At 64.3% G+C, this 16,620-nt stretch carries 16 protein-coding genes; 10 read left to right on the top strand and 6 right to left on the bottom strand.

Features of this window, described 5'->3' with window-relative positions; all coding sequences use genetic code 11:
- The first annotated feature begins 103 nt into the window (after positions 1-103).
- Entirely contained in the window at positions 104-640 is a 537-nt protein-coding gene (locus C8K18_RS06135; RefSeq protein ID WP_006049707.1) for a carboxymuconolactone decarboxylase family protein, read from the top strand.
- Between the two features lie 41 nt (positions 641-681).
- Positions 682-2,064: a dihydrolipoyl dehydrogenase gene (locus C8K18_RS06130; protein WP_107706957.1), complete on the top strand. Its 1,383-nt coding sequence runs from the start codon at positions 682-684 to the stop codon at positions 2,062-2,064.
- A gap of 10 nt (positions 2,065-2,074) precedes the next feature.
- On the opposite strand, the gene C8K18_RS06125 is transcribed toward C8K18_RS06130, so the two are convergent.
- The 5 genes from C8K18_RS06125 to C8K18_RS06105 all read right to left on the bottom strand — a co-directional run bounded on the left by C8K18_RS06125 (position 2,075) and on the right by C8K18_RS06105 (position 6,555).
- Entirely contained in the window at positions 2,075-2,839 is a 765-nt protein-coding gene (locus tag C8K18_RS06125) for a DUF4410 domain-containing protein (protein WP_107706956.1), read from the bottom strand.
- Positions 2,840-3,013: 174 nt separating this feature from the next.
- Positions 3,014-4,378, bottom strand: coding sequence for an ATP-binding protein (locus tag C8K18_RS06120; RefSeq protein WP_107706955.1), 1,365 nt, complete (start codon positions 4,376-4,378; stop codon positions 3,014-3,016).
- The gene (locus tag C8K18_RS06115; protein ID WP_053859923.1) at positions 4,375-5,088 is read right to left on the bottom strand and encodes a response regulator; all 714 of its coding nucleotides are present in this window, start codon (positions 5,086-5,088) and stop codon (positions 4,375-4,377) included. Before C8K18_RS06115 ends, C8K18_RS06120 begins: the two co-directional genes overlap by 4 nt.
- Before the next feature lie 26 nt (positions 5,089-5,114).
- A complete protein-coding gene (locus tag C8K18_RS06110; protein WP_029966918.1) occupies positions 5,115-5,405 on the bottom strand; it encodes a hypothetical protein in 291 nt (96 codons plus the stop codon).
- 67 nt (positions 5,406-5,472) lie between these two features.
- Positions 5,473-6,555: a hypothetical protein gene (locus C8K18_RS06105; protein WP_107706954.1), complete on the bottom strand. Its 1,083-nt coding sequence runs from the start codon at positions 6,553-6,555 to the stop codon at positions 5,473-5,475.
- Positions 6,556-6,854: 299 nt separating this feature from the next.
- Between C8K18_RS06105 and C8K18_RS06100 the strand changes: the two genes are divergently transcribed.
- The 7 genes from C8K18_RS06100 (at position 6,855) to C8K18_RS06070 (ending at position 14,591) form a co-directional block, all read left to right on the top strand.
- On the top strand, positions 6,855-7,781 hold the full coding sequence (locus C8K18_RS06100; RefSeq protein WP_107707137.1) for a sterol desaturase family protein: 927 nt from the start codon (positions 6,855-6,857) through the stop codon (positions 7,779-7,781).
- 290 nt (positions 7,782-8,071) lie between these two features.
- Positions 8,072-9,106, top strand: coding sequence for a substrate-binding domain-containing protein (locus C8K18_RS06095; protein ID WP_006049699.1), 1,035 nt, complete (start codon positions 8,072-8,074; stop codon positions 9,104-9,106).
- 33 nt (positions 9,107-9,139) lie between these two features.
- The gene (locus C8K18_RS06090; protein WP_107706953.1) at positions 9,140-10,624 is read left to right on the top strand and encodes a sugar ABC transporter ATP-binding protein; all 1,485 of its coding nucleotides are present in this window, start codon (positions 9,140-9,142) and stop codon (positions 10,622-10,624) included.
- Positions 10,621-11,556 (top strand): ABC transporter permease, encoded by a 936-nt coding sequence (locus C8K18_RS06085; RefSeq protein WP_006049697.1) that lies wholly within the window; start codon positions 10,621-10,623, stop codon positions 11,554-11,556. The genes C8K18_RS06090 and C8K18_RS06085 overlap by 4 nt, the downstream gene beginning before the upstream one ends.
- Positions 11,553-12,539 carry an ABC transporter permease gene (locus tag C8K18_RS06080; protein ID WP_107706952.1) on the top strand — a complete coding sequence of 329 codons (987 nt, stop codon included), beginning with the start codon at positions 11,553-11,555 and terminating at the stop codon, positions 12,537-12,539. The genes C8K18_RS06085 and C8K18_RS06080 overlap by 4 nt, the downstream gene beginning before the upstream one ends.
- Before the next feature lie 63 nt (positions 12,540-12,602).
- On the top strand, positions 12,603-13,511 hold the full coding sequence (locus tag C8K18_RS06075; protein WP_107706951.1) for an SMP-30/gluconolactonase/LRE family protein: 909 nt from the start codon (positions 12,603-12,605) through the stop codon (positions 13,509-13,511).
- A gap of 81 nt (positions 13,512-13,592) precedes the next feature.
- A complete protein-coding gene (locus C8K18_RS06070) occupies positions 13,593-14,591 on the top strand; it encodes an ABC transporter substrate-binding protein (protein ID WP_216649191.1) in 999 nt (332 codons plus the stop codon).
- Positions 14,592-14,617: 26 nt separating this feature from the next.
- Here C8K18_RS06070 and C8K18_RS06065 read toward each other — a convergent pair whose 3' ends face one another.
- A complete protein-coding gene (locus tag C8K18_RS06065) occupies positions 14,618-15,511 on the bottom strand; it encodes a LysR family transcriptional regulator (RefSeq protein ID WP_053859929.1) in 894 nt (297 codons plus the stop codon).
- Between the two features lie 102 nt (positions 15,512-15,613).
- Between C8K18_RS06065 and C8K18_RS06060 the strand changes: the two genes are divergently transcribed.
- Positions 15,614-16,603, top strand: a complete 990-nt coding sequence (locus tag C8K18_RS06060; protein WP_006049692.1) for a zinc-dependent alcohol dehydrogenase family protein — start codon at positions 15,614-15,616, stop codon at positions 16,601-16,603.
- The last annotated feature ends 17 nt before the right edge of the window (positions 16,604-16,620 follow it).

The raw sequence follows: 16,620 nt of genomic DNA, 5'->3' as shown, positions 1-16,620 counted from the left end.
AAGTATGGCATTAAAGAACTCGCCGCGCATCCCTACACTGACTCCCATGCCATACGACATGGCTAAGCAGTTTCAACCGCCAACCTGAAGGAAGGAGTCAATCATGTCCCGTCTGACCACCATTCGCCCCGAAGAAGCAACTGGCGCAGCCGCCGAAGTGTTCGCGAAGATCAAGAAGGCCGTCGGCAAGGTGCCCAACGCCTACGCGACCATCGGCACGCACAGCCCCGAAGCGCTCAGCGCGGCGCTCGCATTCGATGCAGCCGTGGATGCCGGCACGCTCGGCAAGGCGGACATCGAAGTCATCAAGCTGGCCGTCAGCGAGCACGTCGGCTGTGACTACTGTGTGGCCGCGCATACGTTGAAGGGCAAGCTGGCCGGTCTGTCGAGCGACGACATGAAGCAGGTGCGAGCCGGCGTTGCAACCGGCGACGCGAAGCGCGACGCGCTGGTGACGTTTGTGCAAACGCTGGTCGGTACGCGCGGCACGGTGCCCGAGGCCGCACTCGATGCAGTGCGCGCGGCCGGTTACACGGACCGCCAGATCATCGAAATCAACCTGGCCATCGCGTCGATTACGTTCACGAATCTCGTGAATCGCGTGAACGACACGACGATCGACTTCCCCGCAGTCAAGTAACCCGCAACTGCGGCACTCAAGTTTCGACAGGAGAGACTGTCATGCGCACCATTCATACAGACGTCGCCGTAATCGGCGCAGGCACGGCCGGGCTGTCGGCTTACCGCAGCGCGAAAGCCGAAGGCCGCAAGGCCGTGATCATCGAAGGCGATGAATACGGCACGACGTGTGCGCGAGTGGGGTGCATGCCGTCGAAGCTGCTGATCGCGGCGGCGGAAGCCGCGCATGCCGCGAACCACGCCGAGCCGTTTGGCGTTCGTGTCGATGGAGTGCGGATAGACGGCGAGGCGGTCATGCAGCGCGTGCGCAGCGAGCGCGACCGCTTCGTCGGCTTCGTCGTGGACGGCGTCCACGCGTTGCCGGAGGCGGACCGGCTGATCGGCCACGTGCGCTTCATCGACGACCGGCTGTTGCAGGTCGGCAGCGATACGCTCGTGCATGCGGCGAGCGTGGTGATCGCGACGGGTTCGACGCCTGTCGTCCCCGAGATTCTTCGTGGCGTCGGCGAGCGCGTCATCGTGAACGACGATGTGTTTGCATGGCAGACGCTGCCGCGCAGCGTGGCCGTGGTGGGCCCGGGCGTGATCGGTCTGGAACTCGGTCAGGCGCTGGCTCGCCTCGGTGTGAAGGTGAGCGTGTTCGGCGCGCGCGGCGGCGTGGGTCCGCTGACGGACCCCGTGATCGTGGCGGAAGCGCGCGCGACGTTTGCCGCAGCGTTCCACTTCGAGCCGCAGGGTACGCTCGAAGCCGCGACGGCAGTCGAGGGCGGCGTGCGGATTCGCTATGCGCGCGCCGACGGAAGCTACGTCGAGGACACGTATGAGTACGTGCTCGCAGCGACCGGCCGACGCCCGAACGTTGCGCAACTCGGCCTCGAAAACACATCGCTCGAACTGGATGCGCACGGCGTGCCGCGCTTCGACCGCGACACGCTGCAAGTGGGCGCCCATCCGGTCTTCATTGCCGGCGACGCGAACGGGATTCTGCCGCTCCTGCACGAAGCCGCCGACGAAGGCCGCGCCGCCGGACGCAATGCCGCGCTTTATCCCGATGTCGTGCCGCTGGTGAGGCGCGCGCCGCTCGCCATCGTTTTCTCCGATCCGCAGATCGCGATGGTCGGGGCACGGCATCGCGATCTCGCGCCGGATAGTTTCGTCGCGGGCGAAGTGAGCTTCGAAGACCAGGGGCGCAGCCGCGTCATGCTGAAGAATCACGGACGGGCGAGGGTGTACATCGATCGCGCGACGCGGCGCTTTGTCGGCGCGGAATGGTTCGGCCCGGCCGCGGAACACATCGGTCATCTGCTCGCGTGGAGCTTGCAGATGAAGGTGACGGTCGACGATATGCTCGGGATGCCTTTCTATCATCCGGTCGTCGAGGAAGGGTTGAGGACGGCGTTGCGGGATGCGGCGGCGCGGTTGTAGGAGACTGCCCTCAGTCGATATGTGTGGCCGACATCCATCCGTTGGCCGTGCTTACCGCCGCTATCTGCTTCGCGATCGAATCGCCGAGCTTTTTCGCGTCGCCGCTCATGCCGCTCTGTTTCGCCTCGGACGCGCCATGCAGCGCCGTGCCTGTCGCTGCTGCGGTTGCAACATGCGCAGCAGCGGCGCCGACGCCAGCGGTTTCCGCGATGCCGGGCATGTGACCGCTATCGGCGTTGGCGGAAAAGCTTTGCAGTTCGATCGGCGTGCCGGCGGCCGGCTTGTACAGGATCTGGATCGACGCGCTCACTTCGCTCTTGCCGGCGCCAAGCCCGATCAGCACGCGACGGCGGCGCTTGCCTTCGTCGATTGTCTGGAAGTTGCCTTCGACGACGAGCGCGTTTTCGTTCATCGGTGCAGGACCGTCGACGCGGACCGCGCGCAGTCCGAGCGTTTGCAGTTCGCGCACGATTTCGTCGGCGACCTGTTCACGAGTATCGCTCGCGGTCTGAAGCTGCTTTTGCTCCGACGATTCGCCCGTCATCGCCGCTCCGAGTTTCTGCGCGATGCCGCCGCTGTCCGATTTCACCTGGTCGGGCGTGGCGCCGAACGAATACACGTAGATGACGTCGGCGCGAACATGCGGGACGGCGCTGGTCTGCGTCGTGGCGGCGATGCCCGAAGCGCAGCCGGTCAGAAGCAGCGCCCCTGCGACGAGTGCGGAGCCTGCTACACGTTTAGCGTTGCCAACGAATGATTTGAGTGAGGTTTGCATATCGATCCTGTCGTGGCACCGTGGCGCCGGTAATGTCGGGGAGGTGTGCCGCAGCACGTAGACGTGAGTATGGGAGGAAGCGGCTCCGCACACCATTCAGCAATTGTGTCGCGCGATGTCGCCAGGACCGTTCGCCAGGATCGTTCGCGCGGGGCCGGAGTAGGCCCGCCTTGCTTATGAAGAATGCCGGTTCAGCGGCAACGTGACGAGCGCCTCGAGACCGCCGCCTTCACGCGCACGAAACTGCAGCGAGCCGCCATGCAGACGCGCGATGCGCTCGACGATCGCAAGCCCGAGACCTGTGCCGCCCGAATGCGTCCGTGCGTTCGTACCGCGGCTGAACGGCGTCTTGAGTTTTTCCATTTCTGCGGCGTCGATTCCGCTGCCGCGATCGCAGACGGCGACGCACGCTGCATCGCCTTCGGTCCATGTGCGCACGGCAAGACCTGTGCGTCCATACGCAATCGCGTTGTGCATCAGATTCATCAAAAGCCGCATGAGGCTCACGGGCCGGTACGCGAACTCGGGGACTTCGCCGAGCGACAGTTCGAACTCGTGTCCGAGCCCCGCAAAATCCGCGGCGAGCTGACCGATGAGCGCGTTGAGATCGCCCTGCCGCGGCGGCTCGCGTTCGCCGCTGCCGGCGTAGTCCATGAACTGCTGGAGAATCGTGTCGATGTGGTCGAGATAGCTTTCCGCCGATGCGACGAAGGTGTCGTCGGCGCCGCGCGGAATCGCCATCGCCATCGCGAGACGCAGCTTGGTGAGCGGCGTGCGGATGTCGTGCGATACGCCCGCGAGCATCAGCGCGCGCGTTGCTTCGGCCTGCTGCAACGCCTCGGTCATCTGATTGAACGCGCCGCTCACCTGGGCGATTTCCGTCGGACCGTCGGTTGGCAGAACGACGGGCGCTTCGCCCGCGCTCACGTGCCGCGCGGCGCGCGCAAGGTCCTTCAGCGGCCGGTTGATGTGCAACTGGATCAGATAGCCCGTCAACGCGGCCAGTAACGCGAGGCCCACGGAAAGTATCAGCGTCGTGGTGATGCCGCTCGCCTGCGCGTCTTCTGTCATCGGCAGCGCAATCCAGCTTGGCGCGCCGGCGACGTGCACGCGAATCCAGAGCCGCTCGCCGTCGCCGCCGTTGCCAGTTTGCCAGCGCACCGGCATGTCCGGCGGCAGATGGTGCTGCAGCGCGCGAAGGAAGACATCGCGTTGCCATGTGCCGAACAGGCGCGGCAGGCTGCGCTGCGCTTTGACGCCATCGGGTTCGGGCGCCGCTGTCTGCGCACCGAGGCGCGCGGCCGCGGCGCGGCCCTGGTCGGGCGGCATCGCGGCGAGCACGCCATCGAGCGTCTTGACGTAATCGGCGAAGATGATCGCGGCGCGGTCGATGCGCGGACGCTGCACGAAATGCAGCAGCACCGCGAACGAGCACGCCTGCGTCAGTGCGACGAGCGCTACCAGCAGAACGATATTGCGCGTCAGCAGCGAACGCGGCAGCCATCTGCCGCGCCGCTTTGAACGCGTTGCGATGCTCACGAGTCGATGCCTGCAACGAGCATGTAGCCGACACCCCACACGGTCTTGATGAAGCGCGGTTTCGACGGATCGTCTTCGACGATCTGACGCAGCCGCAAAATCTGCACGTCGATGCTGCGGTCGAGCGCGTCGTGGTCGCGGCCGCGCGCCCGCGCCAGCAGATTCTCGCGGCTCACCGGCCGGTTCGGCGACGACCCCAGCGCGTGCAGCAGCAACATCTGCGCGGAGTGCACGTCGACCGGCTCGCCACGATGCAGCAGCGTTTGCTTGCCGACATCGAACTCGTATTCGCCGAAGCGCAGCGTTTGTGAAGTCACGGTCGGTACGCCCGCGGCCATTTTCTGGCGACGCAGCAGAGCGCGGATTCGCGCGACCAGTTCATCGGGGAGAAACGGTTTCGCGAGGTAGTCGTCGGCGCCGGTTTCGAGGCCGACCACGCGGTCGACGGGATCGCCTTTCGCGGTCAGCATGAGGATGGGCAGCGTCTGTCCTTCGGCGCGCAGCCGCCGGCATATCGTCAGCCCGTCTTCCGGTTCCATCATCAGGTCGAGCACGAGCAGGTCGTACGGTTCGCGCTGCAGGTAGCGGTCGAGCTGCTTGCCGTCGGCGACGACGCGCACATGGAACCCGTGCCCGGTCAGAAACCGTTGCAGCATGTTGCGCAACTCGGCTTCGTCGTCCAGCACGATGATCCTGTTCGCCTGATCCATGACGCGTCTCCCAGCCTCGTTGCCTTTCAGCGTGCCATTGCTTTCTGCTGCATGAGCGCCTCGATTTGCGGCAGCGTGACATAACCGGCGTGCTGCGTGTCGATTTCGTCGAAGTGTTTCGCGACCATCGGCATGCCGGCTGTCGCCTGTTCGCGCGTCAGCTTGCCGTCGCCCGTCGTGTTCGCTCGGGCGAAGCGGGCCTGCAATTGCTGCATCGCACGCTCGCCGCGCGGGGCATCCGCGGGTGGCAGTGCGCTTTGAGCCGAAGCCACTGCAGAAACAATACACAAGAGAAGCACTGCGATCATCTTTTTCATCATCTACTCCGTGTTTTCGCCGACGCTTATGGCCGGCGGGGTTGATTCATTGATCTCACGTTTGCTGTTATGCCCAGTGCGCCGGCACCCAGAAGCGCCCGACCCAGTGACCCGGCACCAGCACCGCGGGATGCGGCGCGGGCGCGACATACACAGGACGCGGCGCGACATACAGCGTGTGGGCCTGCGGCGCGATGAATACGACATGCGGCGGGGGCGGCGCAACGTAGACGACCTTCGGCGGCGGGGGCGGCGCAACGTAGACGACCTTCGGTGCGGGCGGCGCGACGTAGACAGTCTTCGGTGCAGGCGGCGGCACGTAGACGACCGGCGGCGGTGGCACATAAGCGGGCGGAGGCGCGACGACAACAGGCGCAGGCGCGACGACCACAGGTACAGGCGCAGCAACCACCGGTACGGGCGCGACGACAACCGGAGCCGGCGCCACCACGACCGGCGGAGGCGCGACGACAACCGGTACGCTGCCCACGGCAACCGTCGCGCCGACAGTCGTAACCGTGCCGCCCGTAGTCACCGTGCCGCCATGTACGACGGTCGTGCCGCTGCCTGTCGTCACCACGCCGGGCGCCACGCGTGTCGCGCTGCCTGAATGGTTGACGGTTCCGCCATCGGAGCCCGTCACCGTCCCCGAACGATTGCAGGTTGAACCGGCGCAGTCCGTCGATGCCGTGTGACTGGTCGTATTGCCGTTCGCGCCGGTAACCGTGCCCGACGACGAATACTGACCCGGCGCGTTGCGTGTCACGCTGCCCGAAGTCGTGGCGCTGTGGCCGTCCGAGCCGTTCAGCGCGCCGGTGTGGTCGCATGTGCCGCCTGCGCAGCTCGTGTCGCCCGAGTGCTGAACCTGACGTCCGTTGGGGCCCGTCGCCGTGCCCGAATTCGAGAACTGGCCGGGTGCGGTGCGGTTGACCGTGCCGGTGTTGGTGGCGATGCCGCCATAAGGATTCTCGACGCCGCCGGCGTGCGTGCAACTGCCGCCTGTGCAGGAGCCGTAGTGTGCGCCGTTGTAAGTGCCGTGCGGCGTGTAGGCGGTGCCATGACCCGACCATCCGGCGAAGGCGGGCGTGCTGATGGTGCTGACCGCGATGAGCATGGCAGCGCTGGCTGCGGCGAGGTAACGGAGTTTCATGAGGTGTCCTTCCCGGTTCGGTTAGTCACGCACTGCGGCGTGGCAGCGGAACGAACTATAAGAGGACCTCGCGAAATAATCGCCCGGTAAAAGATGTCGCGGTGTTACACCCCCGCGGCGGGCCGCCGGCAGCCGGGCCGCACGGCCCGATTCGCCGTCGCGGCCGCGATTTCGTGACATCTGGCGACATGGTTTACGCGTGGTCTTTGGCCGGGCAGCCCACTACATTAGCTTCACCCGACGCGATAGCGGCTTTGCCCGCAGACGACGCGTCCCACCTCAACCGTTATCTGCCCATCATGTCGACTACTGGAAAAATCGCGCTTTTCGTTACCGTGTTCATCATTGGCGTCTCGCTGATCGAGGCATGCGTGCTCACCCGCACACAGAGAAACAGCGCCTCGCCCTTCGACTGGTATGAAGTATGGATTTCGCTCGCCGATGTGGCCGGCCGCAAGCTGCTCGCGCTGCTGCCGCTATCGCTCGCGACGCCGATATTCGCCCTTGCCTGGGATCACCGCCTCTTTACCGTCACGCTCAACAGCGCGCTGATGCTGTTCGTGCTCTTTATCGGACAGGAGTTCTGCTACTACTGGTATCACCGCGCGTCGCACCGCATCCGCTTTTTCTGGGCGACGCACGCGGTTCACCACTCGCCGAACCAGTTGACGCTTTCGTCCGCCTATCGCCTCGGCTTGACCGGCAAACTGACCGGCTCGGCGATCTTCTTCACGCCGCTCGTCTGGCTCGGCGTACGCCCCGAAATCGTGCTCGCGACGCTGAGCTTCAATCTGCTCTACCAGTTCTGGCTGCATAACACGTGGACGCCGAAACTCGGCTGGCTCGAATACGTGTTCAATACGCCGTCGGCGCATCGCGTGCATCACGCATCGAACGTCGATTATCTCGATGCAAACTTCGGCGGCGTGCTTGTCATATTCGATCGGCTGTTCGGCACCTATGTCGAAGAACGCGCCGATGAACCGTGCCGCTACGGTCTCACGACACCGACGCGCTCACGCAATCCGCTCGTCGTCGAATTCGAGCACTGGGTGAGTCTTGCACGCGATGTCGCGTCGGCGGGCAGCGTCTGGGCCGCGATTTGCTACGTGATTCTGCCGCCCGGCTGGCGCGCTGACGGCGCCGGCGAAACGACAGAAGCACTGCGTCGGCAGAGTCTGGCCGCAGCGCGTACGGTTCCGGCGAGTACGACACAGGGACGATGAGCAATGGTGTCCTACGGCCCGATGTGCCGTTTCCCCACGTGGCCATTTATACCGACGGCCAATTCCGTTACCGGTAACGGAAATCGAATTGCACGCGCCGAACGCAGTCGTTATACTGCCTCGGCGATCCGGTGGCTTGGCCACCGTGATTGGCCTGACCGCAGAACGGGTTCGAAGCAGACTGTCCGAAATGTATAGCGGCCGCGCACAAGCGGCCGTGTTCGCAAGAGGCGTGCTGTAGACAAAGTCGAGTCGCGCCTCCGACAAGCAGAATGAAAGGAGACGACAAGATGTTCCGTAAAGGAATGCAGGTCAAGATCGCCGCGGCCGTGGTTGCGTGCGTGTTGGGAGGCGCCGCGCAGGCGCAGGTCGCAACCGGCGATACGTCGCAGAAAAAGATCGCGCTGTCGAACAGCTTCGCGGGCAACGCGTGGCGGCAGTCGATGCTCAAAAGCTGGAACGCCGTCTCGCAGCAGGCGGTCGCCGACAAGAAAGTCGCCGCCGCGCCGGCCTTCACCACCGCCGAAAACCAGGTGACAGAGCAGGCGCAACAAATCCAGAATCTCATCTTGCAGGGCTATAACGCGATCGTGATTGACGCCGTGTCGCCCACTGCGCTCAACGGCACGATCAAGAAGGCGTGCGCGGCAGGCGTCGTTGTCGTTTCGTTCGACGGCGTCGTCGACGAGCCTTGCGCGTATCGCGTGAACTTCGATTTCAAGGGCTGGGCCGAGCAGGGCGTCGACTATCTGGCGACGCGGCTCAACGGCAAGGGCAACATTCTCGAAGTGCGCGGCGTCGCCGGTATTTCGGTCGATAACCTCATGCACGAAGGCGTGCTCGAAGGGCTCAAGAAGCATCCGGGCATGAAGCTCGTCGGATCGGTCAACGGCGACTGGACGCAGTCCGTCGCGCAGAAAGCCGTCGCGGGCATTCTTCCGACGCTGCCGCAAGTGGACGGCGTCGCGACCGAGGGCGAGATGTCCTTCGGCATCGCGCAGGCGTTCAAGGCGGCCAACCGGCCCGCGCCTCCGATGATTATCGGCAGCACGTATCCCGAGCTTCAATGGTGGAGCGAACAGACGAAGGCCGGCTATCAGTCGCGCTCGCTGTCCAATCCGCCGGGCGCGGTGAGCTTTGCATTCTGGGTCGCGCAGCAAGTGCTCGCGGGCAAGAAGATCCCGAAGGAAGTCACGATCAACGTGCCGCTGCTCGCCATCTCGCAACAGGAGTTGCCCGCGAAGCTCGCCGCGATTCCGCCTGGCGGCATCGCCGATGTGACCTATACGTTGCCGCAAACCGTGGCTCTGCTCGACAAGAAGTAAGCGCACGAAGACGCCACCCACGGAGACAGGTGAATGGGCGCAACATCCAGCCAGGAGGACAGCCGCGCGCTGATCCGCTTCGAAGGCATCGGCAAGACGTTCGGGCGGGTCCGCGCACTCACGGACATCGACTTCGCGTTTCTGGCCGGCGAATGTGTCGGCATTGCCGGCCACAACGGCGCGGGCAAATCGACGCTGATGTCGGTGCTCGCGGGCGTGTACGCGCCGACGCAAGGGCGCATCGAAGTGGACGGGCAAGATGCGCCGCATTACGACGCGAATGCTGCCAGAAATGCGGGCGTGCGCTGCGTGTTTCAGGAACTCTCGTTGTGCGCGAATCTGACCGTGGCCGAGAACATGACCGTCGTGCATCCGCATTTGCATGGACGCGGCTGGCGACGCAAGGCCACCGCGCTGATGCGCGAGAAGCTCGACGAAATCTTTCCTGACCACGGCCTGAAGGGCGGCGAACTCGTCTCCGATCTCACGCTCACGCAGCAGCAAATGGTGGAGATCGCGCGCGCCTTTACAGTCACCGATACGCCCGTGCGTCTCGTGATTCTCGACGAGCCGACTTCCTCGCTCGACGCTCATACCGCCGAGCAGTTGCTCGCCTTCGTGCGGCGCGCGGCTGCCGAGCGCGGCATTACGTGTCTGCTCATCACGCACATGCTCGGCGAAATAGAGCGCGTGGCGGACCGCGTGATGGTGATGCGCGACGGCGGCATCGTCGGCGTGCTGCCGCGCGCGCAGTCGAGCCGCGCGTCGATCATTCAGGCGATGGGCCAGCATCTCGAAGCCGACAAGTCGCCGGCCGCGGCGCGCGCGCGTAATGCGCGCAGCGATGAAGCGCGTTTTCGCTGGAATGTCGGCGTGAAGAAGCACACGGCAATCGAAGCGTCGCGCGGCGAGATCGTCGGCTTCGCGGGACTCGCGGGACAAGGTCAGACCGAAGCGCTGCTATCCATCTACGATGCCGCGACACGTCACGGCGCGGCCCGCACGAAGGTCGCATTCGTTGCGGGCGATCGCGGACGTGACGGCGTATTTCCCGTCTGGTCGATCGCGCAGAATCTCGATCTGCGCTGGCTGCTCGGCGGCGCAAAACGCAAGCGCGGTCTCGTCGATTTCGCCGCGGCGCGCGAACTCGTCGAAGCATGGCGCGCGAAGATCGGCATACGCGGCGCGTCGATGAACGCAGGCATTCTTTCGCTCTCGGGCGGCAATCAGCAGAAGGTTCTGTTCGCGCGCGCGCTTGCCTGCGACGCCGAACTCATTCTGATGGACGATCCCACGCGCGGCGTCGATGTCGGCACCAAGCGCGACATCTATCAACTCGTACACGAAGAAGCCGCGAAGGGCCGCACCTTCATCTGGTACACCACGGAAAACGAAGAACTCTCGCACTGCGATCGCACTTACGTGTTCCGCTCCGCCGCCGTTACGCGCGTGCTTCACGCCGACGAATGCACGGAAGAGGCGCTGCTCGCGGCGAGCTTCGAGGATCAGGCAGCATGACATTCGCTAATACGCAGGCGCGTTTGCGCGCGATGCTTCCCGCCATTTCGTTGGTCGCGGTGCTGGTGCCGATCGCCATCATGCAGCCGACCGTGATGAGCTACTTCGGCTCCAGCCTGCTGCTGAATCTCGCCGTGCCGATCGTGCTCGCGACGCTCGCGCAACTCGCGATCATCACCGTCAACGATCTGGATCTGTCGATTGGGCCGTTCGTGAGTCTTGTCGCGTGCATCGGCGCGACGCTGCTGGTGAAGCAACCGTGGCTCGGCGCGCTGGCGTTAGCCGGTTGCGTGCTCGCGTATGCGGCCGTCGGCGCGCTGATCGAGTTGCGGCAGATTCCGTCCATCGTCGTAACGCTTGGTCTTTCGTTCGTATGGAGCGGGCTTGCCATCGTGCTGCTGCCGTCGCCTGGCGGCACGAGTCCCGAGTGGCTCGGCACGGCAATGGGCTACCAGACGCCGCTCATCGCCGCGCCGATCGTGTGGTCGGTGCTGATCGCGATCGTCGGACACCTGCTGCTGATGCGCTCGTCGGCGGGCGTGCGGGTTCGCGGCGCGGGCGGCAATCCGCGCGCGATGCGCCGCTTCGGCTGGTCGCTCGTGCGCAGCAAGGCGACGCTCTACGGCGTCGCGGGCGTGTTCGGCGTGCTATCGGGGTTGTCGCTGCTCGGCCTGACGACTTCCGCCGACGCCAATCTCGCGCTGCGCTATACGTTGCTGTCGATTGCGGCGGTGATACTCGGCGGCGGTGAATTTATCGGCGGCCGCGTGTCGGTAGTCGGCGCGGTGCTCGGTGCGATCACGCTGACGCTTGCCGCGTCGTTCCTCGCTTTCCTCAACATCTCGGCGGATTGGCAGGTCGGCATGCAGGGAGCGATTCTGATCGTCGTGTTGTCGTTGCGCGTGCTGCTGCAACGCGGAGAACGCCGGTGAAAACGCAAATTTCCAGCGAGCCGATCGCTTCTCAGGACAGCGTCTGGGCGCGGCTCAAAAGTATTCAGGCGCCGTGGGCCTGGTCGTTCGTCGGCACGGTGCTGGTGTGGTTCGGCATTGTCGGCGTGTTCGGCTTCGGCATCGCAAGCAATGTCGCGCAGACGGCGCTGACCTATGGCGTCTTCATGGTGCTCGTCGGTCTCGGGCAGATGCTCGTCATCACATCGGGCGTCGGCAACATCGACCTGTCGGTGCCGTCGACCATCGCGCTTGCCGGCGTGATCGGCATGCATGTGATGCGCAGCTCGAACGGATACATCGCGTTGGGCGTGGCCGCGGTGCTGGGCGTGGGCGTCGTTGTCGGCGTCGCCAACTACATGCTGATTCGCCTTTTGCGCATCCCGCCGATCATCGCGACGCTGTCGTCGAGCTTCATCATTCAGTCGATTGCGATCACGCAAGGCCGCCAGTTGCCGCCGCCACCGCCCGCGCTTGGCGCTTTCGCGACGGGCCGCGTTTTGCAGATTCCGTATATCGCGCTGCTCGCGCTCGCGTTGTCGATCGCGCTCGCGGTGCTGCTGCATCGCGCCGTGTATGGCCGCAGGCTTTCCGCTATCGGCCAGAACGCGCGGGCCGCATGGCTCGCGGGCGTCAACGTGCATCGCACACGGTGCTTCGCTTATGTGCTGTCGTCGATGATCGCGTCGCTCACCGCGTTGCTGCTCGCGGCCATATCCGGCGGCGCGTCGCTCGACATGGGCGTGGAGTACATGCTGATTTCGATTGCCGTGGTCGTGATCGGCGGCACGCTGGTGACGGGCGGCAAGGCGACGATCGTCGGCGTATGGGGCGCGTCCATGTTCCTCTTTCTCACGAACGCGGCGCTCAATGCGGTGGGCGCGGATGCGGGCGTGCGCTCCATCGTGTATGGCGTGTTGATCATTTCAGTGACCGTGGCGGCGGGCGGAAAAGTGCTGCGATAGGCTTTGCAATAAGCGTTGCAATTGAAGCCCGCAGTAATAGCAAATAGAGAAGGGCAAGGAGACATGAAAAGCACCGACTTCGAAGTACACGACCCGCGTTTCAGGCTGCTGCTTCAGCCCAACGCCTTTCTGACGCGTCTCACGAACGAATGCCTGTGGGCCGAAGGTCCGGTCTATTTTCCGGCGACAGACCTGCTTATCTGGAGCGACATACCGAACAACCGGATGATGCGTTGGGCGCCGGGGATGGGCGTAGGCGTTTATCGCGCGCCGTCCAATTACAGCAATGGCAACACGCGCGACCGCGAGGGACGGCTCGTGACCTGCGAGCACGGCACGCGACGCGTGACGCGCACCGAACACGACGGCAGCGTGACCGTGCTGGCGTCGCACTTCGAAGGCAAGCGCCTCAATTCTCCGAACGATGTAGTCGTGGATTCCAAAGGTGACATCTGGTTCACCGATCCCGACTACGGCATTCTGAGCGACTACGAAGGTTATCGCGCCGACAGCGAAATTGGTCGTTGTAACGTCTATCGCATCGGCGCCGGCAGCGCGCAGGTGGAACTGGTCTGCGACGAGTTCGCGAAGCCGAACGGCCTCGCGTTCTCGCCGGACGAGAGCAAACTTTATATCGCCGATTCCGCTGCTTCGCACGACGACAACGCGCCGCGCCATATCCGCGTATTCGACGTGACGAGCGAAGGCGGTCTGCGCAACGGGCGTGTTTTTGCGGAGATGCAAAGCGGCGTGCCGGACGGCATGCGCATCGACGAGCACGGCAACGTCTGGACCAGCGCCGAAGACGGCGTGCATTGCTACGCGCCCAATGGCGCGCTGCTCGGCAAGATCCTGATACCCGAAGTCGTAGCCAATCTGACCTTCGGCGGATTGAACCGCAACTGCCTGTTCATCGCGGCGACGGCTTCCATCTATTCGCTTCATGTGGGTGTGCGCGGCGCGGGCCGCTGAAGCGCCCGAATATTTCAAATACATCGAATACTCGATAGGAGACACGACGTGCAGATAAAAAAACTGGCTCTCTCGCTGTGCATGGCCGCGATATGCGTGGCTGCATCCGCGGGCGCATCGGCGCAGGTCGCGACGGGCGATACCTCTTCGATGAAAATTGCGCTGTCGAATAACTATGCTGGCAATAGCTGGCGTCAGCAGATGCTCAAGAGCTGGTCCAACATCGCGGACCCGGCAGTCAAGCAGAAGATCGTCGCGGCCGCGCCGAGCTTCACCACGGCGGAAAGCCAGGCGACCGAGCAGGTCCAGCAGATCCAGAACCTGATACTCCAGGGCTTCAAGGCGATCGCGGTCGACTCCGTGTCGCCCACGGCGCTCAACGGCGTCATCAAGCAGGCGTGCGGCGCGGGCGTGACGGTCGTCTCGTTCGACGGCATCGCGACCGAGCCGTGCGCCTATCGCATCGCCGTCGATTTTCAGGGCATGGGCCGCATGCAGGTCGACTATCTGGCGAAGCGTCTGAACGGCAAGGGCAACCTGCTCGAGATTCGCGGGCTCGCGGGTGTCTCCGTCGACGACGAGATTCATCAGGGCATGGTCGACGAACTGAAGAAGTATCCGGGCCTGAAGGTGGTCGGTTCGGTGCATGGCGACTGGACGCAGACGGTCGCGCAAAAGCAGGTTGCGGGTGTGTTGCCGACCTTGCCCAAGATCGACGGCGTGCTCACACAAGGCGGCGACGGTTTCGGCGCGGCGCAGGCGATCAAGGCGGCCGGACGGCCGACGCCGATCATCATTCTTGGCAACCGCCAGGAAGAACTTGCGTGGTGGGCCGATCAGAAAAAGAGCGGCTACGAAACGATGTCGGTGACCATTCCGCCCGGCGCGTCGTCGTTCGCATTCTGGGTGACGCAGCAGATTCTCGCGGGCAAGAAAGTGCCGCATGACATTCGCATGCCGGTGCTCGAAGTGAAGCCCGACGAACTCGACGCGGTGCTGGCGAAGACGCCGCCTGGCGCGCTCGCGAACAAGGAGTACACGCGCGAGGAAGTGGTGGCGGTCATCGACGGAAAGAAATAGAGTGGCCGCTACTTGCGTCGACCGATCTATCCCTCGCCGAAGCGCGCCACGACGAAGTCGATGAAGCTGCGCAGCTTCGGCGTGGGCCGGCGGTCGGGCGCAAACAGTAGATGGATCGGCAGCGGCGGCGGTTCGTAGTCCGGCAGCACGCGCACGAGGCGCCCCGCAGCGAGATCGTCGCGCAGCATGTCGCACGGTTGCAGGATGATGCCCGCGCCTTCGACTGCGGCATTGCGCAGCGCCTGGCCGTTGTTGATCGAGAAGCGGCTGCTGACCGGCACCACATGCCGGCCGTCGGGCCCGACCAAATGCCATTCACGTAACGGCCCGCGGCCCCAGTAAGAGAATCCGGGGCACTCATGCTGCGTCAGATCTTCAGGGCGTAGAGGCGTGCCGCGCTCAGCCAGATACGCGGGCGACGCGCAGATCGTCAGTCGATAAGGACCGATCGGCCGCGCAATCAGCCTCGAATCGGCGATCGGCGCGATGCGCACGACGGCGTCATAGCCTTCGTCGATTACGTCGATCAGCCGGTCGCTCAGCGTCAGGTCAACACTGACTTCGGGATGTTGCCGCATGTATTGCGCGAGCGTCGGCACGAGGCTGTGCGCGCCGAAGCTCACCGGTGCATTGATGCGCAGCTTGCCGCGCGGCGCGGCCTGCAGGTTCGCGGCCAGCGCCTCCGCCGCTTCCATCTCGGCGAGCACGGACTTGCTGCGCTCGTAAAACGCGCGCCCGGCTTCGGTGAGGCTTTGGCGGCGCGTCGTACGATTGATGAGCTGCATGCGATAGCGCTCCTCGAGCAGCCGCACATGCTTGCCGACGGCCTGCGATGTCATGCCGAGCGCCGCGCCGGCCGCGGCGAACGAGCCCGTTTCCGCCGCTTTGACGAAGACCGCCATGCTGGTGAGACGATCCATGATTAGAAACAGTTAGGTTCGATAGTCAGAGCGAACGCGCCATTTATCGTGCGGCCGGCTCAAATTATAGTGAGTTCGTCACTTACTCGTTGGAGAGCGAACATGCCGCGTGTCGTACGTTTTCATCAGAATGGCGGTCCCGAAGTGCTGCGGATCGATAACGTCGAAGTACCGCCGCCCGCCGCGGACGAGATCCAGTTGCAGATTCGTGCGCTGGGCGTGAACAGAGCGGAGTCCATGTTCCGCTCCGGGTTCTATGTGGAGTCGCCGGTGTTTCCCGCGCGGCTCGGTTATGAGGCGTCCGGCGTCGTCAGCGCCGTCGGTTCGTCCGTGACCAATGTCGCCGTCGGCGACGCGGTCGCCATCATTCCGCCCATGTCGATCACGCGATGGGGCGCGTATGGCGATACCGGCAATTTTCCGGCGGCGCATGCGGTGAAGAATCCACCGTCGCTAGGATTCACCGAGGCCGCCGCGGTGTGGATGCAGTATGTAACGGCGTGGGGCGCACTGGTCGACATCGCGCAATTGCGCGCAGGCGAGGCGGTCATCATCACGGCGTCGTCGAGCAGCGTGGGGCTTGCGGCGATTCAGGTGGCAAAGAGCGTGGGCGCCATTGCGATTGCGACGACCCGCACCGACGCGAAGAAAAACGCGCTGCTGGAAGCGGGCGCCGACCACGTGATCGTCACGCAGCAGGAAGATCTGGTCGCGCGCGTCAACGAGATCACCGGCGGCGCGGGCGCGCGCGTCGCGTTCGATCCGGTGCTCGGGCCGGAGTTCGAGAAAGTGGCCGATGCGCTGTGCGAGCGTGGCATCGTGTTCGCTTATGGCGCGCTGAGTCCAGAACCGACGCCGTTCCCGCTGTTCGCGATCCTCGGCAAGATGCTGACCGTGTATGGCTACCAGTACAAGCTGATTGTGAGCGATCCGGCGCGTCTGGAAAGGGCAAAGCGCTTCGTTCTCGATGGCCTTTCGTCGGGCGTGCTGAAGCCGGTGATCGACAAGGTCTTCCCGCTCGAGCAGATCGTCGACGCTCATCGTTATCTCGAGTCGAACCAGCAGTTCGGGAAGATTGTTGTCACGGTGTGAGGACGTTTGCGGGCATA

It is taken from the genome of Paraburkholderia sp. GV068 (assembly GCF_003058125.1).
Taxonomy (GTDB): Bacteria; Pseudomonadota; Gammaproteobacteria; order Burkholderiales; family Burkholderiaceae; genus Paraburkholderia; species Paraburkholderia graminis.
The sequence above is the reverse complement of the archived record's forward strand: the minus strand, read 5'-3'. Positions and strand labels throughout refer to the sequence as shown.